Genomic DNA, 23,968 nt, shown 5'->3' with positions numbered 1-23,968 from the left:
GCGCGCCCGGGATTACTCGGTCAATCCTGACCTCGGCCTTTCAGGTAAAGATGGCGCGCCCGGAGGGATTCGAACCCCCGACCAACAGGATCGGAACCTGCTACTCTATCCAGCTGAGCTACGGGCGCGTTGAGTTGTTGAATTGTATAGTGCTATCCATCATCGGGATAGACTCGTTGAATCGCTTAAGCGATTCAACGCCCCTTCGGGCGCTTACAGCGGTCCAAATTCTTGCCACAATTTGTCGAACCCCCGACCAACAGGATCTGAAGCTGTTACTTTATCTAGCCGGCCGGCGCTCCGGTGAGCTACGGGCGCTTTATCTTGAGGCGTGAATCTTACTGATACCGCCTCGCTTTGCAAGTGAGTTCTAGCTTTTCAGCTTCCACTGAACCTCACTTCCGGCCATGAATGGGATGATGGGGCGGCCATTCGGTAGAGTGATGCTCTCTGGTAGTGTCCAGGACTCTTTTAACAGTGTGATGGTGCCGCTGTTTTCCGGTAGGCCGTAAAATTTAGGGCCGTGTAGGCTCGCAAAACCCTCTAGTTTGTTCAGTGCCCCTAACTCATCAAACACTTGGGTGTATAGCTCAATGGCTGCCCAAGCGCTGTAACAGCCTGCACAGCCACAGGCGGTCTCTTTTTTAGCCTGTTCATGAGGTGCTGAGTCAGTGCCTAAGAAGAACTTATCTGACCCTGATGCAACGACATCACGTAGCGCTTGCTGGTGAATGTTGCGCTTTAAGACAGGTAAACAGTAGTTGTGTGGGCGAATACCACCCACTAACAAGTCATTTCGGTTCAGCATCAAATGTTGCGGTGTAATGGTGGCACCAATGTTTCCGCCCGCAGCAAGCACAAACTCAGCTGCGTCTTTAGTGGTGATGTGTTCAAATACAATTTTAAGCGTTGGGTACTTCTGAGTGATTGGACCCATGCGTTGATCGATGAACTCTTTTTCACGATCAAAAATATCAATATGCGAATCAGTGACCTCACCATGGACCAGTAGAAGCATGTTGTTCGCTTCCAGCGCAGCGAACACATCGGCTAAGCCATCGATGTTTGTTACTGCAGCATCCGAGTTTGTGGTCGCACCGGCAGGGTATAGCTTAACGGCTTTAATGCCCGCTTTAGCCGCTTCATTGATATCCTCAGCGGTGGTTCTGTCGGTGAGGTAAAGCGTCATTAAAGGCTCAAAGTTCGAACCCTCTGGTCGTGCAGCTAGAATGCGCTCTTTGTAGGCCTCTGCGTCAGCAGCGTTTCGAACCGGTGGTGCAAGGTTGGGCATGACAATCGCACGATCAAAACAGCGAGCGGTTGCTGCTACTGTCTCAGCAAGGATATCGCCATCACGAAAGTGAAGGTGCCAATCATCGGGTGTTTTGATGGTGATTTCGTTCATGGGATCGCCCACTCCTTAAAAATTTTCGATCTGAATATTTTACACGGTTTGGTTAGAGGTCGCTGTGCATTTTATAAATTAGTTGCTTGTTTAATTAGTAAAAACTAATATATAGAAATTGGTTCGAGTTGAACCACCTAATTTCAATTTTGAGAGGGACGGAACATGTCTGTAGAACGTATGGTATTTGCCTTTGCTGGCTTTATGGTTTTGTTGAGCTTGGCACTGGGCGTAGCGGCTAGCCCACTGTTTGTCAGTGAGTACTGGTTGTGGTTCACAGCCTTTGTTGGTGCGAACCTATTCCAAACAGCCTTTACTGGATTCTGCCCATTGGCAATTATCCTGAAGAAGCTAGGCGGTAAAGCGGGTACAGCGTTTTAAGTTCCGCTAAGTGATTGAAGAGCCGCTCTATTAAGCGGCTTTTTTGTTGCGTTCAAAACCTGCAATCAGTGACCCACCGACAATAGCCAGACAGGCCCAGGCAAGAGTCCAGCTCGGTTCCGCTAATCCAAACAGAACCAACAGCACGACCGAGATCAACGGTGCCGAATAGGCTAGTACCCCCAGCAGTTGAATATTGCCGTGCTTTACCCCGTAATCCCAAGTGAAAAAGGCGATGCCGACTGGCCCCAGGCCAAGGCCAATCACTCCTATCCATTGAATCAGATTGGCTGGCATGACGGTTGTCTCCCAGGCGAGGTGACAGAAGAAGGCCAATACCGCTGTGGCACCACAAAACCAGCCAGCCGCATCGGTCGGTACATTGGCGGCCAAACGGCTGGTGACAGAAAAGCTAGACCAGATTAGAGCGCAGGCTAGGGCGATTAGATAGCCTGACGTGTATTGCGGTTCGAAGGCGTCACTGCCACCCCCAATCAATAACCAACAGCCCGCTAGAGCTGATAGAGCGCCGACTAGATGCGCCCATCTAAAACGGTGGCCTGGAAGTAGGGTAGAGAATAGAACAATCAGTAGGGGCCAAAGGTAGGCTAATAGACTGACCTGCACAGCCGGCGCTTTCGACATCGCTAAAAAGTAGCAGAAGTGGTAACCAAAATAGCCACTTACGCCTAATAGCCAGACAGGCTTTTTCTGTTTTGCGTAACGGACACCCCAGTGACCCTCTTTACGCCATTTGGTAAGCATCAGTAGAAAAGCAATGGCGAAGGTCATCGACATTAATTGAAAGGGTGGGATCTGGTTATCCGTTAACCGAGTTAACAGAGCCAAGGCACCCCAGAGCGCTATGGCTGAAAAACCAATCAGTGTCGCGTTACTTCTGTTCATATGAGTCCAGCGTTGAAGAGATCGTATTCAGTTGTTCTTCCAAACTCAGGTTTGGGTCCATTTGGACAGTGGGTATGTTCATTGAGCTAAGTTGCTTAACGCATTCATCAGGCAGCAGCTCAGATCTTTGGTTGAATGTAACCACAGCTTGAACATGATGTCGCTGAGCCAGTGCTTCTATTTCGCTTGGATATCGAAGCGGGGCTCCAAGCATCTCGGTTTTATGGCTCCATGGCTCATCATCGACAAAGGCTATTATTTTTCCACCTCTCTCAATCAGTGCTTGGGCGAGTTGATGTTCTACAAAATCGATACCCACGATAATGAAACTTGAGCCTCGCCATTTTGAATTGCGAAATGCATTCAGGATTTTGTCGAGCACTTAGTTCCTCTTTTTACTTGTTGTCGCGTTGGCTAAAGATCACAATAGTGGACCTAACTGAAACACTATTCTCACTTTTTCCGTCCCATAAGGAAACCTCTGTTGTTTGGTCGTAATAAGCTATTTTGGCAAGGCGCTAGGCGTGGTTTTATCTCGTCGCTCCCTTTCTATATCGTCATGGTTCCATTTGGCACACTGTTTGGGCTTTTAGCCACAGAAGCAGGTTTAAATGTGCTTCAAGTGATGGGGTTTAGCTTTGCGGTCTTAGCAGGCGCTGCGCAAATTACAGCCGTGACACTTATGGAGGAGAATGCCCCTACCGTCATTATTCTAGCCACCTCGCTTGCGGTGAACCTGAGGATGGGCATGTACTCAGCTGCCCTAGTGCCACTGATTGGGAAAGCGAAACTCTGGCAGAGAGTCCTAGCAAGCTATTGGATTTTTGATCAGTCATACGCTGTGACAGCGCTAGAGCACAATAAAAACCCCAACCTTTCGTTGGATGAGCGGTTAGGTGTCTTTTTTGGGGTTGCGATTCCGGTCTCCTCTCTATGGTATCTCGGCACTTATCTTGGAGCGGTGGTGGGCAATCAAATTCCATCCGAATTAGGGCTAGAATTTGCGGTCCCCGTCACCTTTTTAGCCTTGGTTGCACCACTTTTAAGAAGTATTCCACACCTACTTGCAGCATTTACCTCAGTCCTGTTTACCTTGTTATTTGCAGATTTCCCATTCAGTTCAGGACTTTTGGTGGCCGGAGTCATGGCGTTGGCGGTGGGCTATCTATCGGAAGTTTGGCTTGAAAAGCGCCGTTCGAAGGAGGCTGTATGATTCACTCTGATCTGTATGTTTGGATGATCATAGCGGGCTTAAGTCTGGGCAGCTTTGCGATTCGTTTCTCTTTCTTAGGGCTAATTGGTGATCGTCAACTTCCCAAACCGGTTGAGCGAGCTTTGGGCTATACATCGGTGGCTATTTTGCCGGGTATAGCTATGCCTATGGTGTTAAGTAGCAGCAGCGGAGAGTTAGAGCCGACTCGACTGATCGCTGCGTTTTTAACCTTGTTGGTTGGCGCTTGGACGCGAAGCCTACTCTACTCATTACTAGCAGGAATACTCAGCTACTCCCTTCTGATGGCGGTTTTGTAGAACAGATGCCTAATTGGTTTCGCCCGCTATCTTTAGATCGATACAGCGCTTTGTCTGCCTGATTTAAAAGCTCTTCGCCACTCATGAATTCTGTATCAGGTGTCCAGGTGCAACAGCCCAAACTCACCGTGACACAACCAATGGGTGATGCACGATGCGGAATGTTTTTCGATTCAATCTCTTTACGCAGTTTTTCAGCAAGCGCTTGTGCCGCTGGTGCAGGCGTGTCGAAAAGGAGAGCAACAAACTCTTCTCCACCGTAACGAGCGACGGTATCAGTAGAGCGATGAAATATATGACTCATCGCTTGGGTGACACGTTGAATACAGGTATCGCCCGCCTGATGGCCGTAGGTATCGTTGTACGCTTTGAAGTAATCGATATCTAAGATAATAACCGATAGTGGAAGGGCGCTGCGTCGGGCACGATTAAAGTTTTCGACCAAGCTTGCATCGAGGAAGCGTCGGTTATAGATCTGCGTAAGTCCATCTTTTACTGATAGATCTTTTAATCGGTGATTCGCTTTCTCGAGCTCTTTGGTTCGTTGTTTGACCTTCTCATCGAGTTGCGAACTGAGCTCTTGGTATTTATCGAGCAACTTCTGTGTGTTTTCGTTGGCTTCCCTGAATGCCTCTGCTGAAACAGCCAGTGCCGCTATCTCATCTTTAGAGTGGTAAGTTGGGATGGGGACTTTTCGCTCGCCATTGGAAAGTCGATCAAAAATCTCCCTCAGCATGGCAATGGGTCTCTCTATGCTTCTGCCGACGACCATGCCGATAATGATCGTCATCAAGATAAAGAGAATGCAGAGTGCAATCAGCTGCTGTGATAACGAACTGACTATGCTTGAAGATTGTTCCTGAGTGCTGCTTAGGGCCTGCCTGAACTCTTGAGTTAATTTCTCAGAAAGATATTTAATTTCATAACTCTCGGCCGCCATGACAACATTAATTAAAAAGAGATAGTTTCGGGTGGTTTGAACACCCTCATTGAATGTTGAGTAACCACGAGCCAATGAGTCATGGATGATATCTAAACGGGTGATTTGTGGGGGGTAGCTCTCTAGAATGTAGAGATCTTCTATCAACCCCATTACGTGTTGATAGTACTCATCCACCAGTTCCAGCTCGGCTGGGTTGAGTGACTCAAAATATTGCCCCATGTGTTTTTCGATGATTAATAGGTCTCGCCAAATATTGTTGCTAATCGCTAAAGAGCCGGCCGATATGGTCTGCTTTTGATAGGCTTCGATTAGAGCGCCCCAACTATTCGTGACACTGGGAAGTGTTGTCTTTACAAGCTGTTGTCGGCGCGATCGCTGAGTTTTAGCTGCCTTAAACGCCTTTTGAAAAGTATGAAGATGTTCATCCACTCGTTTTATGATCGGTTTGGCTGTTTCGCTCTCTAATGACGAGAGCGTTGATAGCTCGTACAGTGCAGATCGGTAGGCATTGTCGACAGAGTCGGCTGCTTGGGTCTGACCAACTCTTAAAAAGGTTTCAGCGCGGCTCTGCATCTCGGCTGCATGAAAACCTAATTGCATTGCATGTTTTAAATTGCTCGATAGATCGTTTTGTTGATCAAACTGTTTGTTAAGGGTTGTGAGCCCGATAAAAGCAATAATCCCCAGCGCAAGGGTAATCAGCCCCATTAAAAAATAACCGGTGTAAATTCGAGTGGTAAAAGGAACTCTTTGAGCAGGCATTCAACTCCCCTAACTCAGCACAAATTCTTTCCATTTGGGCAGTGTATAGTCATAGGTGTCCATGACACTGTTCCAAACGGCAACATTACTGAAGCGTTGTTCGTAGGATCCGCCCGTTCTTATGGAACCTTCGGCTACTGAAATCGAGCCATCTGTCCCTTTTAGCGGTTTAGCGGCGGGTTTGCCCGCGTACCAGTAATCCCACTCCTCTGGGCTCATAAACTGTTTAGAGCGTTCTGGGTTGGAGATGTAATAACCCTGCCTTGCAATAAAGGCTCCTGGGTAACCCGATAAACACCAATTCATAAATTGGTAAGCAGCATCTTCTTGCTCACCCCGCGTTTGGCTAGAGAGACACATGACCCCATGCCATGCTCGATAGCCCTCTTTCGGCGCAGCGTAAATACAAGGGATCCCCTGCCCTTGGAGTGCAGAAGCACCAGGACTGAACATGCTCTCAATGATGACTTCGTTGTTCGCCATCAACTCGACGGAGTGGGGAACGGATGACCATACTCCCCTGAAGTGGCCGCGTTTTTTATAATCTATTGCGATCTCAAACAGCTGATCGATCTCACTGATACTCATGTTACCTATGTCATTAAAGGTCATAAGTCCTTTAGCTTGAGCGGCTAAGGCTAAATCGAATATGCCGATCGTAGGTTCGTTCACAATGGCGACCTTACCGGAATAGTTTTCGTTTAAGAGCCAGCCCCAGCTCTCTGTGATGTAGGGTTCGCCAAGATCAATGTAGCGTGAGTCATAGCCAAAGGAGTCGGTGTTGTGCACATAGGGTAGGAAACTAACGTTTTGGCTAGGCTCACGGCCTAAAGTTTTATCCTTCTGTACATAGAGAATACGGTGTGGTGCATCACCGCGGCCGATCTTGGCGCCCTCTGAAATCTGACCGTTTTTCGAGAGGTTATTGATCTCATTCCAGTACTGAATTCGTTGTGTATCGATTGATTGAATCGCACCGGCATTCCATAGAACTCTTATGGAGTTTGACCACTGCTCATACAGATCAAATGAGGAGGGGTTGGTTGTTGCGCGCATGAGTACTTCAGCACTACCGCCTGGGTAGAACTGAATATTAATCCCGAGCTCTTTTTCGGCACGCAGACGTAGCTCTTCCTGCAGGGTAACGTGAGTTCCCATGACACGAATAGTCGGGCGAGCATTCTCTGCTTTTAAAATCGCAGGGAAGCCCCCAATTGCTGCAGGCAGTGCAATACCCGCAGCGTTTTTAATAAATTGCCTACGTCGCAATTTACAACTCCTGAATTCAGTAACTTAACTCTATCTCCTTCAATATAGACCTATTTTTTGAAAGTGGTATTAAATATGGCTAAAAAATATACAGATAAAGGCTGAGTATTTTTCACCAATCGTTGCTATAAAAAGCTACGTGATTGGGGATTTATGAGCTATGGTTCGCCCCATTAAATGGAGAACATTATGGACAAACTGATCGTTGGTTCTGAGGAGTGGTGTGGCCTTCCTCTATTGGGCCTACCCGCTGTTAAAGCTCGTGTCGATTCGGGGGCAAAAACCTCATCGCTGCATGCGTTTAACATTCGTAAATTCACTCGTAATCGAGACACTTGGGTCTCTTTCGAGATCCACCCTCTGCAAAAAAATGATGAGCTAGTTGTTCGTTGTGAAGCTCAGGTGGTTGATCGTCGCACCGTTAAGTCATCAAGCGGAACAGCGGAGAGACGTTACGTTGTAAAAACCAACATTACCTTGGCAGATCAAACATTTGAGGCTGAGTTAACACTCACTAACCGTGACTCTATGGGTTATAGAATGCTGCTGGGTCGTGAAGCGATGTCAGGTCGCATGATCGTTGATCCTGAAGGTAGTTGTCTGCAGGGTGAGCGCACCATTACTGAGTGTAATCAGATGTACGGCGTGAACCCAACAGCACGCACTGCTCTGAAAATTGGTGTGTTGGCTAGCAATCCGGATCTCTACTCAAACCGTCGTTTGATTGAGGCGGGTGAGGCGCGCGGACATGAGATGGTCTTCTTGAACATCAAACAGTGTTACATGAAGATGGATGCTGATAATCCAGAGGTTCACTACCGTGGTGGTGCTATCCTGAACGATTTTGATGCCATCATTCCTCGAATTAGACCTTCAATGACGTTTTATGGCTGTGCACTGGCTCGTCACTTTGAGAGTCTTGGCGTCTATGTTCAGAATACGGCAGAGGCGATCACAAGTTCGCGTGACAAACTCTTCTCGCTGCAACTGCTGCAGAAGTCGGGTTTGGATATACCTACAACAGGCTTTGCCAACTCGCCAATGGATACCAATGACCTGATTGAGATGGTCGGCGGTGCACCTTTGATCGTAAAACTACTCGAAGGCTCGCAAGGTCGTGGAGTTGTGTTGGCCGAAACAGGCAAAGCAGCCGAGTCGGTAATCAACGCGTTTAAAGCGCTTCGAGCTAACTTGTTGGTACAAGAGTTTGTCAAAGAGGCGGATGGCAAAGATCTTCGCTGTTTTGTCATTGACGGCAAAGTAGTGGCTTCGATTATGCGCACAGCAGCACCGGGTGAGTTCCGTGCAAACATACACCAAGGTGGTTCGGCCTCTTCGGTTCGCATTTCAGCAGAAGAGCGTAAGCTAGCGATTAAAGCGGCTAAAACCCTAGGTCTGAAGGTGGCGGGTGTTGATATCATCCGTTCTCGCAAAGGTCCTCTTCTATTGGAAGTTAACTCATCCCCAGGTTTAGAGGGTATTGAGGGGGCTTCCGGTAAGGATGTTGCGGGCGCTATGATCACCGCTATTGAGAAACGTTTTGCACGACGTTTAAAAGGGTAAAACCAATAAAAGGGAGAGGTGATGGCTGACCGACAGACGGCAGAGCTACTGGTTGATTCGATGAGTTTGAGAGAGCAAATCTCTCTACTGTCGGGTGAAGATGTTTGGTCAGTTAATGCTATCCCTAGACTAGGAATCCATAAGCTGCGTGTCACTGACGGACCTAATGGTGCACGTGGTGGTGGTTCTCTATTTGGCGGTGTGACGGCCGCCTGTTTCCCCGTTGGTATTGCTTTAGGCGCAACCTGGAACCGCGCTCTGCTTGCGAAGGTGGGTGGCGCTATTGCTGACGAAGTTAAATCTAAATCGGCGCACGTGCTGCTTGGTCCGACCATCAATATTCAACGATCTGTGACCAACGGCCGTAACTTTGAGTGCTATTCAGAAGATCCTGAGCTAACCGCTGCACTGGCGGTCTCATACATCAGAGGGCTTCAAAGTGCAGGGGTTGCTGCCACACCCAAGCATTTCATCGGAAATGAATCTGAAATTGAGCGCACAACGGTCAGTTCCGATATTGATGAGCGCACACTGCGCGAGATCTACCTTCGCCCCTTTGAAGCCGCCATTAAAGAGGGGGGTACTTGGGCCATTATGGGCTCATACAACAAGATTAATGGTACCTATGCCGCCGAAAATCACTGGTTATTGACCGAAATTCTTCGCAACGAGTGGGGCTATGACGGCATTGTGATGTCCGATTGGTTTGGTTCTAGAACAACGGCACCAACCATTAATGCGGGCTTAGATCTAGAAATGCCAGGGCCAACCCGAGACCGCGGTGACACATTGCTCAACGCCGTTGATCGCGGTGAAGTGCCTGTTGAACAGGTTCGTCAGCTGGCCGTTAACATGGTTCAGTTGATGGAGCGTTGCGGTGCTATTAATGATGCTTCGCCGTTCAAAGAGATTGCCGATAATCGCCCTGAACACCAGCAGCTGATCAGACGTGCCGGTGTTGAGGCTAGTGTGCTGCTTAAGAACACTGGCTTGCTACCCCTGTCTACTGACCTAAATAGCGTTGCGGTAATTGGGCCTAATGCCATCGAGGCTCAGATCATGGGCGGTGGCTCCTCTATGCTCAATCCTCACTATTCCGTTTCACCTATGCAGGGATTAACAAACCTTCTGGGCGGTGAGGTTATTCATTATGCACAGGGGTGTACTAACCATCGTTGGGAGCCCCTGGTTAACCAAAAGATACGAGTCGATTACTTCGCCAATCGAGATCTTTCGGGTGAGGTGGTTTTCACTGAAGAGGTTGATGAGAGCCAGAGTTTCATTCTACCCCCAGTGGCGAATGGGCTAGTCGATCAACACGCATTTTCTCTGCGAGCGAGTGTTGATTACACAGCAACTGAGACGGGCGATTTTAATATTGGCCTTCACAGTGCAGGCCTTGCCAAGTTCTATGTGAATGGCGATTTGGTGATCAATGTTTGGGATCACTGGCAGAAAGGCCGAACCTTCTTCGAGGAGGGGTGTGATGAGGTCGTTGCCAGTTATCGATTCGAGGCAGGTAAAACCTATACCCTTGAGATGGAGTTTGCCACTAAGGATACGGACAATCTCGACCTTGCCGCATGGCGCTTTGGTCTATCAAAACCCTTAGGGGATGAGGCAATACAAGCTGCGGTAGAACTAGCAAAAAGTACCGAAGTGGCCATCCTGTTTGTTGGTCGATCCGGTCAATGGGACACGGAAGGAAGTGACCTTGAAGGCATTAAACTCCCTGGTCGTCAGGATGAGTTGGTCGCAGCCGTGGCCAGTGCTAATCCTAACACCCTAGTGGTATTGCAAACGGGTGGACCGGTTGAAATGCCTTGGGTAGATCAAGTGTCTGGCATATTACAGGCATGGTACCCAGGACAGGAGTGTGGCAATGCGATTGCCGATGTTTTGTTTGGTAAACAAGACCCCTCCGGCCGTTTGCCTCAGACCTTCCCAGTCAAGTTGGAAGATAATCCTACGTACACCGATGACCCACTGGTCTACCCTGGACGAGACGGCCATGTGCTTTATCGTGAAGGCGTGTTTATCGGCTATCGTCACTATCAGGCCAACAAGATTGAGCCTCTATTCCCCTTCGGATTTGGCCTCAGCTACAGTGATTACCAACTCGAAAATCTACGTTGTCGGAAGGTGGCAAATGGTATTGTCGAGTTGAAAGTGAGTGTTAACAATATTGGTCATCGCCAAGGTCAGACCGTTGTTCAGATTTACTGTGGTGAAGTTAACTCTGACATTGAACGCCCAGAATTCCAGTTGGCCGACTTTGAGAAGCTGGAACTGAATGCTGGAGAGAGTGCCGATCTGACATTTCATCTACCTCTTCGTCGTTTTGCATACTTTGATATCAAAACGGGCATGTGGACGGTTGCGGAAGGTGACTATCGAGTGCGGGCTAGTTTCCATGCCAAGGATCCAGGTTGTGAAGCGGTGATTAATTTGTCAGCCAAGACGCTCTGTCCATCAGCCTGATGCACTAACGTTATAGAGAGACTTTTATTTGTGGCAAAAGAGTCTAAGCGAATCACTGAGTTTTACAGCTTGTGTCGTTACAATTCAGCCCATTGATAATTTTAAGAGTAGGGTTAAAGAATGCGTGCCTTGATGACCTCGTTGGTTACGATTTTATTCACATTTAATATGTCTGCTGCGGTTGCCAACGAAGAGGCGATTGAAGCGATGAACGACTACATGGCTTTTCAAGAGTATGAGTCGGGTATTATGGTCCCTCAGCAGATTGATCAAGTCGTATTTGAAGCATCAACCTTTATCGATACTCGTGATGCAGAGCAGTTCGCAGAAGCGACTATTCCGGGTGCGATCAACATTGAGTGGCGCCAGGTGTTGGATCGCATCGACGAAATTCCAGAGACTGGCAAGGTGATTCTGTTCTGTAATACAGGTTCTCTCTCAGCACAGGCTACTTTTGCACTGCGTGTCGCGGGACGAGAAAATGTTGTGGTTCTGCAGTCTGGTTTTATTGGCTGGCAACAAAACGCCGCCTATAAACCCTAGTCAGTAAATCAAAAATAAAAACGGCGCTTTTGAACGCCGTTTTTGATTCTTAGGGTGTGGCTCTTGTGATTAACCGAACTCAGGCAAGTTCTGGGTCACAACCGGCTTACCTGCCTCTACCCATCCGTCGTAACCGCCGGCAATGGATGTGACATTCAGGTAGCCCATCTCGGCAAGAGATGCAGCGGCAAGAGCAGCACGACCACTGGTCTTACAGTAGATTACGATGTTGGTGTCACGCGACTCTAGAGCCGGCATGCCACCGATTTTAAACTCGAGAAGACCACGCGGAATATTGATAGCACCACTTAGATGGCCCTGTTCATATTCGGCCGGTTCACGCACATCAATAACGATCTCAGCGTCGTGAATGGCACCATCGGCATCTGCAACGCTGACCTCTTTAATGGTCGCCTTTGCGGCCATGACTAGATCTTGTGCTGTCTTCATTGGAACTCCTTTAGCTGTTCGCTATTTCCTGCAGAGCATCTCTGTCAGATATCGTTAACAAGTTCTTTGATTCGCTAATAATGCCTTGGCGTTTCCACTCCGCGGTATGGCGTGAAATGGTCTCGATGGTTAAGCCGAGATACTGAGCGAGATCTCTTCGACTGATCGGGAAGCTGACCGCTTCTGCAGTCTCACCCACCCATTGAAGCAGGAACCAAGCCAAACGAGGTTTGGATTTGAGTAGACCTACCTGGGTTAGGTGATCTTCTGTTTTCATCACCTGCTGCAGTGCACGTTCAATAATGGCTTGGTTGATGGCGCCACTCTGATCACGCAGGTGGTTCAACTTCTCAACCGAAAGCTGGCAGAGCTCGATCGGTTCCAGCGCCTCGGCTGTGTGCATATAGGTGCCACTGCTGATCAGCTTTTCATAGCCAAAGAGATCGCCAGGACGAACTAAGCGAACAATCTGAGCATTGCCCTCATTGTTGAATTTAGTCAGTTTGATATGGCCGGCTCGAAGAGTGTAGATCAGTCCGAGACTCTCGCCCTCATTGTAGATAATGTCGCCCGTCTCAAATTTAATGACACGCGTCTGAAAATCTTCAATCAGCGAAAGCTCGGACTCTTTTAGACATCCAAACAGACTCGACGGCCTAATCGGGCAGGTTAAACAGTGCCCTTGACCAACCAGTGTTCCCATACTCAACGCTCTTATAGTTAATTAGTTCCACTATAATAGTTGGCTAATGAGTCAATTTCACTACTTGTGAGTCTTTGACTTGCTTGTCGCATGACAGAATAGAGATCAGAGTCACGATCACCACTGCGATACATCTCTAACGCACGCTTCAAAGTCTCGGCAGTTTGGCCCGCAATAGCAGGGGTTCCCTTAATACCACCTTGGCCGCTAAGGCCATGACAAGAGGCACAGGCAGTAATCAGTCGATCTTTATCACCCTCGGTTACCAGTGCCGGTGCTGACTGTTGCGCTAGGGTCGGTGCGGGTAGCGATGCGTAGTAGGCTGCAATATCTGACATATCCTGTTCTGACATTAGGTCAGCGACGGCCGTCATGATGTTAGCTCGGTTATCCTCGCTTCGCGCGCCGGACTGATAGTCCAACAGCATCTTGTAAGTGTAGCTCTCCAGCTGTCCTGCAACGGCTGGCCAACGGTTAGTCGGTGGTAGCCCCTCTTTACCGTGACAGGAGCTGCACATCATAGAATCATTCAGCGCCTTACCACGAGATATATCACCAGTAGGTCTTGAGCTTGTTGCCAAGCGAAGCGAATGAGAAGTCCACTCAGTTGCTTGTGTGACCTGATCTGATGCATAACTTGTTGTGGCTGCTAAAAGAAGGCCTGAAAGTATTAACTTTTTCATGCGAAAGAGTCCTCCGTGAAGGATTTCATCCATGCTTGCTGGTAAACAGCAGCAAGACGATGTTTTGTCTCACTGACATCCAGTGTTTGGAAACCAGGTCTCGGCAGGTTAGCTATCTTTCCATCACGCATTCCGTAGACGCCGATTACCATGAATCCATAATCTTTACCGGCTAGTGCGTAACAGGTGTTTTCCCAAGAGGGCTCCTCAACTGGACGCCCTGCAAATAGATTGATGATGGCATACGCTGCGACTTTGGCCTCATTGTTGGCTGCAAAGCCAGATTTAGGGAGAGGGCTAGCGGATGCTGAATCCCCTAGCACGTGGATATTGGCCACTAGCTTAGATTCAAAAGTATAAGGGTCTACGGGGCACCATCCTGATTGATCGGTTAGTCCGAAAGTTGTGGCAATCTTGCCCGCTTTCATCGGCGGCACAACATTGATGACATCAGCTTTAATGAAGCCTTGCTCTGTTTCAACTTGCATCTTTGCTGCGTCAATCGACAGTGGTCGACCACCGTCAACTTCACGAATCCAATCGATCATGCCAGCTTCACTGTGCTGTTTGAGTGTTGGCATACCCGCTTGAAGATCTTCAGGGACGTTGTAACCATACATTCGGTTCCAGCCCAGACGCATGTCAGGGCCCGTTACGAAATCATTTTTTGGATCGGTAATGATTACTTTTCCGGTTGGATTGTATTTCTGCATCCACTCTGCAACCAGCGCGCCTCGCTCATATGGCCCAGGTGGACAACGATAAGGGTTAGGCGGAGCTACGATCAGAAAGGTGCCACCCTGACGCATGTTTTTGATCTGGTCACGTAACAGAGCAGTCTGTGATCCCGGAATCCAGCCAGAAGGTGCTTTAGTCTCTGCTATCTCCCGAGAATAGCCGTCTAGGCGCTCGTACAGCAGCTCTATACCAGGTGAGACAACTAAACGATCATATGGGAAGTTTGCTCCCGAAGCGGTTGTGACAATGCGTTTATCGGCATCCAGTCCAACTGCTTTATCGATCACAACGTTGACGCCGTATTTGATTCTTAAAGCATCATAGCTGACCTCGAGATCAGAGATATCAATGTGTCCATTGAGCACTTCAGAGGATCCGTACGGGCGAATGTAAATTGGATTTTGCTCAATTATGGTGACCTCAATTTGAGGTGCCTTCATCTTCATATATTTAGCGAAGGTTGCACCGCCGACACCGCCACCAATAACGACAACTTTACCGGTTGCAGCGTGCGCATTTAGTGGCAGCAGACCTGCTGCACCAGCAGTCAAAGCCATGCCAAGGAAGTCTCTACGTGAAATCATTGTTCACCTCCAACTTCAAGTGATTCAAAGTATTTACCCATTGCTGCGATCTCATCGTCACTGTATGCAAGAGCAAGACCTCTCATCAGAGTAGAGTCGCGTTCACCTGTCCGGAAATCCAACATGGTTTTAACAAAGGTCTCGGCACTCATTCCTGCTAACGGCATGAACGCTGAATTTTCAACCTGTCCATTGGTGCCGTGGCACACAGCGCAGGGGTTCGCCATAATTTCCGCTCGCTCATCGGCAAAAGCTGAAGTGGATAGGAGTAGGGCGCTTAAAATCATTACTTTTTTCATCGTCATCTCCTTACTGTGCCCATACCCAGAATCCGACGGCAAAGTAGTGCACGATCCAGATTAAGATGATGTAAATGGTCCAGTTACCCAGGCGAGAGATAGCCACAGATGGTGTGTAGGTGCCTTCTGTTTGTCCCGCCTGCCATGCAACCGTGATTAGGTAGGTGCAGGCCATGCCACCGACAACTGCGAAAGTCGCGAAGAACAGAATGGTGCTGTACCAATCCATGTTAATTGGGTAGTCCATTGGGTTGTAGCCAGACTCAACGACTAGGGCAACCCAGCGAATGATTTCACGATCAACCGCGACCAGTGCGATCACTACAAAGGCGACCGCTACTAACCAGTAGGCGGTGTAGCCGTTGTTAATTTTGCTGCCAAACAGAGTCGGCACCATCGCTAAAGCGATCAATGCTAGGGCTGTGATGTAGAGCATCGGGTTGGTTAAAAACTCAATTTGGTTCTCTGGCAGGCTAACCATCCAGATTGCACCAATAAGAATCGATACCACAGAGCCTTGAGCAAGCAGTTTACGCGCCAGATTATGAACAAACTCAAGGTAACCCGAGTCGCTACCAGGACGAACGCTGATGTAGTGGCGGTAGCCGTAAAGCCATGCGCCGGTTACCGGTGCTGCTAGAGCAATCATAAAGATGAAACGCGCCCAGTTGATTGAGTGAAGCTGAGTACCGCTGGCATCGATCTGCCCCTGCGGTGCATACCACTCCATCCACTGATCAGGGGAGAGCATCTGGTTGGTTAGGGTGTGCATAATCAGACCCACAACAATGAACAGTGCGAGCGATAGAATCATGCTGCCAGGACATTTCGTCTTATTCTGCGTCAGATCTTCATTTTTAAAGTAGAAGAGGTAGATCAACAGATAAGCGACTGACAGTATGATAATGAATCCAATAACCCACCAAGCGGACAGCACATTAGAGGTGTACCAGAAAGGATCATAGATCACCTGCACAAACAGTAGTGGCGCAACGCCGATAACCACAGCAACCGACACCGCAATTTTTGCGGTCGATAGCATGGCATTAGCAAGCTGACGCCAGTAACTGTCTTGGCTTAATGCACCACGAATAGTCAGCGCTGCACCGCCCAACATAACGTGAACCGCAAACATATGAAGTGCAAAGGTGACGACACCTAACACTAAAAATAGAATCGGATGTGAGGGAACCCCGGCCACATCACGAAGTGCGTATAAAGAGTCTACATTCATCGTGATACTCCTTAGTGAGACTGAGACACAGTGATCGGATTACCCTGATCAGCCGCGACAGCAATAGATTGATCTTTCAACTGACGAATAAAGCTAGCCAAGGCCACTGCTTCATCTTGTTGAAGTGGAATTTGTGGCATGTAGAGCGTTGTACCACTCGACAGTGCAGCTCTTAGGTAGGCCGCAATATCCGACTCGCTTGAGTCGTCACCAAAGTAATTTGCCAGTGGGCGAATCCCTGTATCGGTCAGTGAGTGACAGTTTGAACAGGTGTTCAACGCCAGAGCTTGACCAACCGCCTCTTTATTAGAATCAGTCACCGTGCGAAGCTCTTCGGGAAGGAAGATTAGAGCGTTAGTGAAGCCATGCTCTTCAATGGTCGGGATCTCACTGTGAATACCAAGCCCCGGAACATCACGACCAATAACCTGGTTAGAGTAGACGTATCCACCTGCAACATAAGGCTTACGAATCGACTCACGCGCAACCTCTTCTGGCCAAAGTCCGAACACCAAAATGACGACCGTCATGACGCCCGCAATGGCTGGTTTTAGCAGCTTTGGTGCGGCCAGAGTGGCTGCGAAGTAGGCCATGATGCCGCCCATTACAGAGATTAGAGCGGGTGTGAAGTACTCCGGTAGACGATTCTCCATCACCAATTCAGCGGTCGCTGGAATCGTTGATAGGTACCATTTGAATAGACCAAGACCGGCTGCAGTCGCAACCAAACCTAGAATCGCCAGACGACGAACCATCTCTTTGCGGAAATCGATATCTTTAATTGAAGAGGCAACAATGCCTCCGACTACCGCTGTCATGGTGAACATAAACGCCGTTCGCATAGCCAATTGCGCAAAGGTGTTGGCGCCATAGAAACCGTTCAAGTAACCGCCTTCGGTGTACCAGTTTTCATTACCAGGCATCAGCATGAACGACAGAATACCGATAATGATTAGCATGGTGGTGTAAGAGGCTAGGCCAAAGATGATACTGATGCGCAGGTGTGTTTTCTGATCCACCTTATTCACCAAGTAGACGATCATGTAGACACCGATGACCTCGATGACAAAGAAGACCCACTCGGTTGCCCACTTCCAGACAAAGCTATGAATCAGTGCAGAGATACCACGCGGACTGCCGACCGTAGTTGAGAACCAGATGCCTGGTCCGGTAATCGAACCTAAGACATAAGAGAAGACCAAAAGAAACAGGCCGTAACGACGAATGTAGTCGAGAAGCTCTGGGCGGTTCTTACGGTAAGCGACCACCGCAAGGTAAGAGAAGACCAGTGCTGCACCCACAGATGTGTGTGAAAACAGAACGTGTATGGTCGCAATGATACCGATGATCCAACCTGAACCGAGTGTCGGCTCAAACCAGACTGGATAGAGTCCTAGCATCTCCATTGAATAATTCCCCTTGAAGACGATACGTTTTGGGGAGTACCTCCCCGCTCAATGGTCGAGTCATCTCGACCAGCTTGGCGAGCAGTATCTATTCATGCAGTGATCGTCGCATTGAGAATCCGCAACCGGATTTATAGGCTTTTGCGATAAATCAAAAGGGGATAATTAATATTCATATTAGACGTTTCTAATATATTTGAATTCTATTATATTAGAAAAATCTAATACATTATGGTTTAACTAATTAGGAGATCTCCCATGTTTAGAAGAGACTCAACTCAGCCTTGGCATCCTAGCTTTTTCTTAGCTGCACTTGGCGCTGGCGGTATGTCAGTGGCATTTTTTATGTACCTAATGTGGATGGTTCCGCATAAGGGTTACCCTATGCCAACTTGGGACCACTGGACGAGTGCCTGGAGTGCTGACATTGCCAGTGGTATTCCAATGCCATTGATTATCGGTTTTGCTATTGCCGGTGTCGTTATTTTTGGCTTGTTGCACATTGCGCTGTTGGTTTGGAATATTCGCGAATACAACGCAGTTAAAGGCACTGACGCCCACGAGAGGATTTTGAACTCACCAGCTGAAGTTCAAATGATGGCCTTGCCTCTGACCTTCTCCATGACAGTGAACGTGATGTTTGTATCGGGTGCGCTATTTGTTCCGGGTCTATGGACGATTATTGAGTGGATGTTCCCCGGCGCGCTGATCGCCTTTTTGATCATCGGTTACTACGCGCTAAAAATGTACGGACGTTACTTGGGTCGCATGTTGACGCAGGGGGGTTACCGCAGTGAAGAGCACAACCACCTTTCACCTTTGATGGCGGCCTTTACCTTTTCGATGCTATCGGTCGGCTTTGCGGCGCCTGCAGCGATGTCACACATTCCCGCTGTTATTACAATTGCCGCGGTGTTCTCTTACCTGTTCTTAATCGCCGCAGTGTTGGTTGTTCTGGTCGTTTTGGTGTCGGGCGTCAATGCGATGATGCAGCATGGTCTACAAGAGCAAGCGACGCCAAGTCTTTGGATGTTGGTACCGATTGTGACACTGCTCGGTATTGAGTGGTTACGTATGGAACATGGCATTGCTCACCTAACCGGTGGTGCATTGGATGCTGGCGATAACTTCCAAATGATGACGTTGATGGTTGCCCTGCAAGCCGTGATCTTGATGGTTGGGTACCGTGTCATGAAGTTGAATGGTTACCTAGACAAGTATCTGCACGGAGGTGAGCACAGCCCAGTTGCCTTTGGTCTGGTCTGCCCAGGTGTTGCCTTCTTTGTGCTGAACCTTTTCTGGTGGCACGTTGCGATTGTCGGCAACGGCATTGTCGCTAAGTTTGGCTTAGTCTACTGGTTGGGTATCGGGGTTATGTTCTTGATTCAGGCCGCGACGATTTATGCGATTGTCCGCCTTACAAACAACATGCTTCGCCACCCAGAGTTAGTGGTAGAACCTGCAGTATAAACAGTAGGAGCGATCTCGAAGAGGTCGCGATTAACTGAAAAACCCCATGAAATGTCGTTATTTCATGGGGTTTTTACTTTACGGCTCCGCAATATCAATCAGCTCCTTAAACGTGTTCTCGATAAACTCTTTGCTGACGTTTTGCGTGATAAACACTAATCGTGTTCGCTGATCATCGTTTGGCCAGGCTGGTAGAGGAACGGGTGGGTGAAACAGTTGCTGTACCCCATGAATGACTAGGGGTTCTGCAACGCCTTCAATATTTAGTAGGCCTTTGATACGTAGGATGTTGCTGCCGACTAGACTCATTAATAACTGCATCCAATCTTGAAGCGCTTCTTTGCTAATCGGCTTTTCAACGGTCAGGCAGAAGGATTCGATGTTGTCACCATGACGTTTGGCATGATCATGATCGCAGCCATGCTGATGGCAATCATGGTCATGGTGGTGATCATGTTGTTCAGAATAAGCCTCCTCTTTTAACCAGGCCTCTACATCGGTTAGTTTGCCCTCAGTAGTGAACAATCCTAGGTTGAGCAGCTGATTAGGGTCTGCTTTACCGCTGGCCACCTCAAGCTTACGCGCACTGGGATTGATTTGGGTAAGTCGGCTGATTAACGCCTCTTTTGCCACTTTATCGGTCATATCCCCTTTGGTGAGTAGCAGCAGGTCTGCCAAAGCAGCCTGTTTTACGGACTCTTTATGCTGATCTAAGGTGTGTGACCCCGTAGCCAGATCGACCGTCGTGACAACACCATCTAATTGATAGGCTTCAGCAATCCAGCGATCGGTCATCAGAGTGTGAATGATGGGAGCAGGGTCTGCCAACCCAGTTGTCTCAATGATGATGCGCTTGAATTGTCGACCCTCAGGCTCTGAAATTTGTGCGGTTACTTCGTGAAGCGTGTTGACCAGATCACCCCGCACGGTGCAACACATGCACCCGCTGTCCATCTCCATCAAGACATTCTCGTTGCTCTCAGCCACCAACAGATGATCCAAGGCGATTTCACCAAACTCATTAATGATAACCAGAGTATCTGATAGTTCAGGCTGATTAATTAAGTAATTCAGTAGTGTGGTTTTTCCACTGCCTAAAAAGCCTGTGAGGAGTGTAATAGGGGTTTTCATAACAATGTCTCTCTACAGCTGGTGTAAGGCGTCCTGCGAAGCTCGTTGCTCAAGATCATGTGACACCAGAATAACCAGCTTATGTTGCCAAAGATCTCGTAGCGAATTGACGATGGTGGATTGAAGCTCAGCATCCATTCCAGCGAAGGGCTCATCTAACAGCAGGATGTCAGCCTGTTTCAGAAGCAGACGCGCCAAACCAATGCGTTTTAACTCACCGCCAGATGGCTCCCATTCACCAGGACCAATCCAAGTGTCGAGTTGCTTGGGTAGTGATTCGACCCATTCGCCTAGCTCTACTGTTTGCAGTGCACTGATAATCTCTTCGTCGCTTCGTTGGCCAGTGAAGTCTAGGTTGTGACGCAGTGTAGAGCGAACAATCTGTACTCGTTGAGGTAGATAAGCGATTTGAGATAAGGCGGTACCTTCAACGATCAGGCTGCCCTGCTGTAGCTCAAGTTCGCCAGCAATTAATCGAAGTAGTGTGGTTTTACCGCGGCCACTCTGTCCGGCAATCCAGTTTAAACCTAGCTGATTAAACTCAACAGATCGCGCTTCGAAGACGCTCTGTGCACTCCCCTCATAAGCGTATGAGAGCTCTTTGATTGAGATACCAAAATAGGGCTTTTCTATGCATATAGTGCGTTTTTCTTCGAAGTTTTGCTGATTTTTACTACTTTTGCCTAAGCGACTTAAAGCGCGTTGGCCTAACAGAAGGTGCGAGATGGCTCCATTTGCAGCGGCAAAGACCTCAATGGTTCCGAGAGATAACAGCAGCAACATAAAGATTAATGCGCCGGCCAGTTCACCCGTGAGATAGGCCTGCAGAGCCATGAGCATTGTTAAGCCGACCAAAGATAAATTAATCAATTGCGATAGAAGGTTGATGAGTTGCTGGCGCTTTAGGGCTTGGAGTTCGAATAGATCCGACTGTCGGCTCTGCTGGCGCAACCTATTGCCCTCATGTTCAAGCTGCTGCGACAGGGTGAGCAGGCGCAAGCTTGAGAAGATACCGCTGGCGCGTGACCAGAGTGCATTTCGACTCAGATGCAGCTCAGACTCGGGCTCCAGAACCGCTTTAGCATAGAGCCAAGGAATTCCGATCAAAGCTAATAGGATTAATGGCAGGCTTGCTATCGCAAGATCGGGTAGAAACAGAGCCGTAACCAGAATAAACCCAAGCGCTGAAAAGAGAGCGGTAATGGCAGGCACGAGCGAATGCAGATGGATCCCCTCAATGTTTTGAATATCCTGCAGCATCTGACTCGCACTGTCGTGTCGATTCATCCGTGCACTGATGTTTTGGCTGTTGGCCAGTCGAGAGAAAATATCTCGTCTTAGTGTCGATATGAGCCTAAAGGTTGCTTCGTGGTTGGCCAATCGCTCTCCGTAGCGACCAGCCGTACGCGCAATGGAGAGGCCACGAACAATGGCACCGGGAGTAAAAAAGTTAAATGCATGAGCGGCGGCTGCCGTAACGCCCGCTATGGCTGCAGCACTGATAAACCAACCAGAGACTGCCAATAGAGCAATACCGGCAAAGGCTGTCACAATGGAAAGGGTTAAGCCGAGTAGAAAGACGCCTCGCTCTGCTAGCAGTAGAGACCAGTAGTGTCGTTTCATGCCTCTACCTCCGCCTTAGTTAAAGTAAGCTGTTGGGTGAAGGTAAACTGATTGGTACGATGGCTGGCCATGATGATCATGCCACCCTGTTCAACATACTGTTGTAACGCACTCATAAACAACTCGGCTGTATCGACATCTAAGTTCGCTATAGGTTCATCAAGAAGCAGTAGTTTAGGTCGATGCAGAAGCGCTCGCGCAATCGAAAGACGTTGTGTCTGACCTCCCGATAGAAAGTGTCCAGAGTCGGTTATGAAGTAGTCCAAACCCTGTGGAAGTTGCTTAACGACGGTTTCTAATTGAGCCGATCGTAGGGCAGCCCAAATGTCATCATCAGAGTAACTCTTACCTAAGCAGAGGTTCTCCCTTAACGAACCATAGATCAGTTCTGGGTGCTGGGTTATGTATCCAATGGTCTGCTGCCAGTGAGGGTTGTTGTAGGGTTCGATTGTTATTTCGTCAGCAGATACGGCCCCAGATAGTGGGGGACGAAGCCCTGCTAGGGTATCGAGTAAGCTCGTTTTTCCTGTGCCAGAAGGCGCTTCAATCAGTAGTGATTCACCCGCTTTAAGCTCAACAGAGACAGGTTTGTGAATGGCTTGATCACTACCTGATACTAGGCCTTCGATTTTTATCGATGCTTTAAAAGAGCCTGCTTTTGAAGGTTCACTAACTACCCTTGACTGTTCAGCGGCCTGTTTGAGTTGCTCAATTTGCTCGGCGACAGCCCGAGCATTCGATTTTGCGTGGTATAGCGCGCCCATCTTACGCAGGGGTAAGTAGTATTCGGGCGCTAGCATCAATAGAAAGGCACCTTCAGCAAAACTGATGTCTGTTCCCCATGCACCGAGAGAGTATTTGTCCAAAAAGAAGAGTCCTAAATAGACTGCGACCAGTGCCACGCTGATCGCGGCAAAAAACTCCAAGAGCGTCCCGGACAGAAACGCCAAACGCAGAACTTTCATCGTGCTAATACGGAACTGATCCGATTGATGATGCAACGCCTCGGTCTCTCTATCGACTGCTCTCTCTTGCTGAAGCAGATCGACGTTACGAAGACGATCTTCGAGTAGATGGCCCAACCGATTGAGCTGCTCTAAGTTGTTGCGTGACGCTTCCCCCGCTTTATTACCGACAATGATCATAAAGATCGGAATCAAAGGCGTGGTCAGCAACAAAATCAGCGGCACTAACCAGTTCACAAAGCTAGCGGCAATTAGAATCAAAACGGGAGTCCATACAGCCATCTGCTTTTGAATCTTAAACTCTGCGTAATACTCTTTGAGCTTGTCGACTTCACTGGTCAGCAGGTTGGCCAGTTGTGCCGGCTTGAAAGCAGGGAAGAGCGAAATCCCAGTTTTAAAACTGAGGCTAAGAATCTGCTCTCGCAAGCGATCGCGGATGGTGACTGAGTTGCGCAGATTGATAGTCGATTGCCAGAGTGATGCAGCCGCTTTAACGGCAAGAATGAGGAAGGCCGCAGCGACCAAAAGAAGCGGGCTGTGATCTAAGCTGCCCTGAGTTAATACCTGATCGATCAACAGAGCGACCCAGTAGGCGAATCCAATAGTACAAAGCGTTTGAATCACGCCCAATAGCAGCGACAGGCGCATGGAACCCTTCAGATCAAACTGGTGCTGATCGAGGATTGCGGTCGGGTTGGATTTTCGTTGTCTGGCCAACTTAACACTCACTAAGGTTTACAAAAAAAGGGGCTCGAAAGCCCCTTGATTACGTACAGCTAGAGCGTACAGATTAATCGTCTGCGCGCTGCTCCTCTTCAGCATCCAACCACATCGCGTTGATGATGCCGAAGCTGCAGGCTAGGAGTACGCCAAGGATCCAAGCAAAATACCACATCTTC

At 48.6% G+C, this 23,968-nt stretch carries 23 protein-coding genes, 1 tRNA gene and 1 pseudogene; 8 read left to right on the top strand and 17 right to left on the bottom strand.

Annotated elements, in window-relative coordinates; translation table 11 throughout:
* Positions 1-51 precede the first annotated feature (51 nt).
* Both XMA152_RS02470 and pyrC read right to left on the bottom strand, forming a co-directional pair.
* A tRNA-Arg gene (locus tag XMA152_RS02470) sits at positions 52-128 on the bottom strand.
* 242 nt (positions 129-370) lie between these two features.
* Positions 371-1,405, bottom strand: coding sequence for a dihydroorotase (gene pyrC / locus XMA152_RS02465; protein WP_173482613.1), 1,035 nt, complete (start codon positions 1,403-1,405; stop codon positions 371-373).
* Positions 1,406-1,570: 165 nt separating this feature from the next.
* Between pyrC and XMA152_RS02460 the strand changes: the two genes are divergently transcribed.
* The gene (locus tag XMA152_RS02460; RefSeq protein WP_173481920.1) at positions 1,571-1,786 is read left to right on the top strand and encodes a DUF2892 domain-containing protein; all 216 of its coding nucleotides are present in this window, start codon (positions 1,571-1,573) and stop codon (positions 1,784-1,786) included.
* A gap of 30 nt (positions 1,787-1,816) precedes the next feature.
* Here the strand turns inward: XMA152_RS02460 and XMA152_RS02455 are convergent, their stop codons facing one another.
* Together XMA152_RS02455 and XMA152_RS02450 are read right to left on the bottom strand one after the other, a co-directional pair.
* Positions 1,817-2,692 (bottom strand): DMT family transporter, encoded by an 876-nt coding sequence (locus XMA152_RS02455; protein ID WP_173482612.1) that lies wholly within the window; start codon positions 2,690-2,692, stop codon positions 1,817-1,819.
* Positions 2,679-3,074 (bottom strand): nucleoside-diphosphate sugar epimerase/dehydratase, encoded by a 396-nt coding sequence (locus tag XMA152_RS02450; protein WP_173481922.1) that lies wholly within the window; start codon positions 3,072-3,074, stop codon positions 2,679-2,681. The genes XMA152_RS02455 and XMA152_RS02450 overlap by 14 nt, the downstream gene beginning before the upstream one ends.
* Before the next feature lie 102 nt (positions 3,075-3,176).
* Here XMA152_RS02450 and XMA152_RS02445 point away from each other — a divergent pair, with 102 nt between their 5' ends.
* Together XMA152_RS02445 and XMA152_RS02440 are read left to right on the top strand one after the other, a co-directional pair.
* Positions 3,177-3,905 (top strand): AzlC family ABC transporter permease, encoded by a 729-nt coding sequence (locus XMA152_RS02445; protein ID WP_217362110.1) that lies wholly within the window; start codon positions 3,177-3,179, stop codon positions 3,903-3,905.
* Complete coding sequence (locus tag XMA152_RS02440) at positions 3,902-4,222, top strand: AzlD domain-containing protein (RefSeq protein WP_173482611.1); 321 nt, start codon at positions 3,902-3,904, stop codon at positions 4,220-4,222. Before XMA152_RS02445 ends, XMA152_RS02440 begins: the two co-directional genes overlap by 4 nt.
* Here the strand turns inward: XMA152_RS02440 and XMA152_RS02435 are convergent.
* Together XMA152_RS02435 and XMA152_RS02430 are read right to left on the bottom strand one after the other, a co-directional pair.
* Entirely contained in the window at positions 4,191-5,927 is a 1,737-nt protein-coding gene (locus XMA152_RS02435) for a diguanylate cyclase (RefSeq protein ID WP_173482610.1), read from the bottom strand. The two genes, XMA152_RS02440 and XMA152_RS02435, sit on opposite strands and share 32 nt — an antisense overlap.
* A 9-nt stretch (positions 5,928-5,936) precedes the next feature.
* Positions 5,937-7,196, bottom strand: a complete 1,260-nt coding sequence (locus tag XMA152_RS02430; protein ID WP_254448265.1) for a PotD/PotF family extracellular solute-binding protein — start codon at positions 7,194-7,196, stop codon at positions 5,937-5,939.
* Positions 7,197-7,373: 177 nt separating this feature from the next.
* Here XMA152_RS02430 and XMA152_RS12415 point away from each other — a divergent pair.
* The 4 genes and pseudogenes from XMA152_RS12415 to XMA152_RS02415 all read left to right on the top strand — a co-directional run.
* Positions 7,374-7,790 (top strand): annotated as a pseudogene (locus tag XMA152_RS12415) (ATP-dependent zinc protease); the annotation flags it as partial.
* Positions 7,791-7,865: 75 nt separating this feature from the next.
* Positions 7,866-8,759: a 30S ribosomal protein S6--L-glutamate ligase gene (rimK, locus tag XMA152_RS12410; RefSeq protein ID WP_217362114.1), complete on the top strand. Its 894-nt coding sequence runs from the start codon at positions 7,866-7,868 to the stop codon at positions 8,757-8,759.
* 21 nt (positions 8,760-8,780) lie between these two features.
* Positions 8,781-11,240, top strand: a complete 2,460-nt coding sequence (locus tag XMA152_RS02420; protein ID WP_173482609.1) for a glycoside hydrolase family 3 protein — start codon at positions 8,781-8,783, stop codon at positions 11,238-11,240.
* Positions 11,241-11,360: 120 nt separating this feature from the next.
* Positions 11,361-11,783 carry a rhodanese-like domain-containing protein gene (locus tag XMA152_RS02415; RefSeq protein WP_173482608.1) on the top strand — a complete coding sequence of 141 codons (423 nt, stop codon included), beginning with the start codon at positions 11,361-11,363 and terminating at the stop codon, positions 11,781-11,783.
* A gap of 69 nt (positions 11,784-11,852) precedes the next feature.
* Here the strand turns inward: XMA152_RS02415 and XMA152_RS02410 are convergent, their stop codons facing one another.
* Genes XMA152_RS02410 through XMA152_RS02380 form a run of 7 tightly spaced genes read right to left on the bottom strand, consistent with a single transcriptional unit; the run spans position 11,853 to position 17,880 of the window.
* Positions 11,853-12,233, bottom strand: a complete 381-nt coding sequence (locus XMA152_RS02410) for a rhodanese-like domain-containing protein (RefSeq protein ID WP_173481928.1) — start codon at positions 12,231-12,233, stop codon at positions 11,853-11,855.
* A 10-nt stretch (positions 12,234-12,243) separates the two neighbouring features.
* The gene (locus XMA152_RS02405) at positions 12,244-12,936 is read right to left on the bottom strand and encodes a Crp/Fnr family transcriptional regulator (protein WP_173481929.1); all 693 of its coding nucleotides are present in this window, start codon (positions 12,934-12,936) and stop codon (positions 12,244-12,246) included.
* Positions 12,937-12,953: 17 nt separating this feature from the next.
* Positions 12,954-13,619: a cytochrome c gene (locus tag XMA152_RS02400; RefSeq protein ID WP_173482607.1), complete on the bottom strand. Its 666-nt coding sequence runs from the start codon at positions 13,617-13,619 to the stop codon at positions 12,954-12,956.
* The gene (locus XMA152_RS02395; RefSeq protein WP_217363979.1) at positions 13,616-14,941 is read right to left on the bottom strand and encodes an NAD(P)/FAD-dependent oxidoreductase; all 1,326 of its coding nucleotides are present in this window, start codon (positions 14,939-14,941) and stop codon (positions 13,616-13,618) included. Before XMA152_RS02395 ends, XMA152_RS02400 begins: the two co-directional genes overlap by 4 nt.
* On the bottom strand, positions 14,938-15,240 hold the full coding sequence (locus tag XMA152_RS02390; protein ID WP_173481931.1) for a cytochrome C: 303 nt from the start codon (positions 15,238-15,240) through the stop codon (positions 14,938-14,940). Before XMA152_RS02390 ends, XMA152_RS02395 begins: the two co-directional genes overlap by 4 nt.
* Before the next feature lie 10 nt (positions 15,241-15,250).
* Positions 15,251-16,474: a hypothetical protein gene (locus XMA152_RS02385; RefSeq protein ID WP_173481932.1), complete on the bottom strand. Its 1,224-nt coding sequence runs from the start codon at positions 16,472-16,474 to the stop codon at positions 15,251-15,253.
* 11 nt (positions 16,475-16,485) lie between these two features.
* Positions 16,486-17,880 (bottom strand): cytochrome ubiquinol oxidase subunit I, encoded by a 1,395-nt coding sequence (locus tag XMA152_RS02380; protein WP_173481933.1) that lies wholly within the window; start codon positions 17,878-17,880, stop codon positions 16,486-16,488.
* 258 nt (positions 17,881-18,138) lie between these two features.
* Here XMA152_RS02380 and XMA152_RS02375 point away from each other — a divergent pair, with 258 nt between their 5' ends.
* Positions 18,139-19,350 carry a hypothetical protein gene (locus XMA152_RS02375; RefSeq protein WP_173482606.1) on the top strand — a complete coding sequence of 404 codons (1,212 nt, stop codon included), beginning with the start codon at positions 18,139-18,141 and terminating at the stop codon, positions 19,348-19,350.
* Positions 19,351-19,428: 78 nt separating this feature from the next.
* Here XMA152_RS02375 and XMA152_RS02370 read toward each other — a convergent pair whose 3' ends face one another.
* From XMA152_RS02370 to cydX, 4 genes are all read right to left on the bottom strand, one after another.
* Positions 19,429-20,481 (bottom strand): GTP-binding protein, encoded by a 1,053-nt coding sequence (locus XMA152_RS02370; RefSeq protein WP_173481935.1) that lies wholly within the window; start codon positions 20,479-20,481, stop codon positions 19,429-19,431.
* A 12-nt stretch (positions 20,482-20,493) separates the two neighbouring features.
* Positions 20,494-22,104, bottom strand: coding sequence for an amino acid ABC transporter ATP-binding/permease protein (locus XMA152_RS02365; protein WP_173482605.1), 1,611 nt, complete (start codon positions 22,102-22,104; stop codon positions 20,494-20,496).
* Positions 22,101-23,786, bottom strand: a complete 1,686-nt coding sequence (gene cydD, locus XMA152_RS02360) for a thiol reductant ABC exporter subunit CydD (RefSeq protein ID WP_173482604.1) — start codon at positions 23,784-23,786, stop codon at positions 22,101-22,103. Before cydD ends, XMA152_RS02365 begins: the two co-directional genes overlap by 4 nt.
* A gap of 73 nt (positions 23,787-23,859) precedes the next feature.
* On the bottom strand, positions 23,860-23,964 hold the full coding sequence (cydX, locus tag XMA152_RS02355) for a cytochrome bd-I oxidase subunit CydX (RefSeq protein WP_173481938.1): 105 nt from the start codon (positions 23,962-23,964) through the stop codon (positions 23,860-23,862).
* Between the last annotated feature and the right edge of the window lie 4 nt (positions 23,965-23,968).

This window comes from Marinobacterium sp. xm-a-152 (assembly GCF_013282965.1).
Lineage (GTDB): Bacteria > Pseudomonadota > Gammaproteobacteria > Pseudomonadales > Balneatricaceae > Marinobacterium_E.
This window is presented reverse-complemented; position numbering and strand designations above follow the sequence as displayed.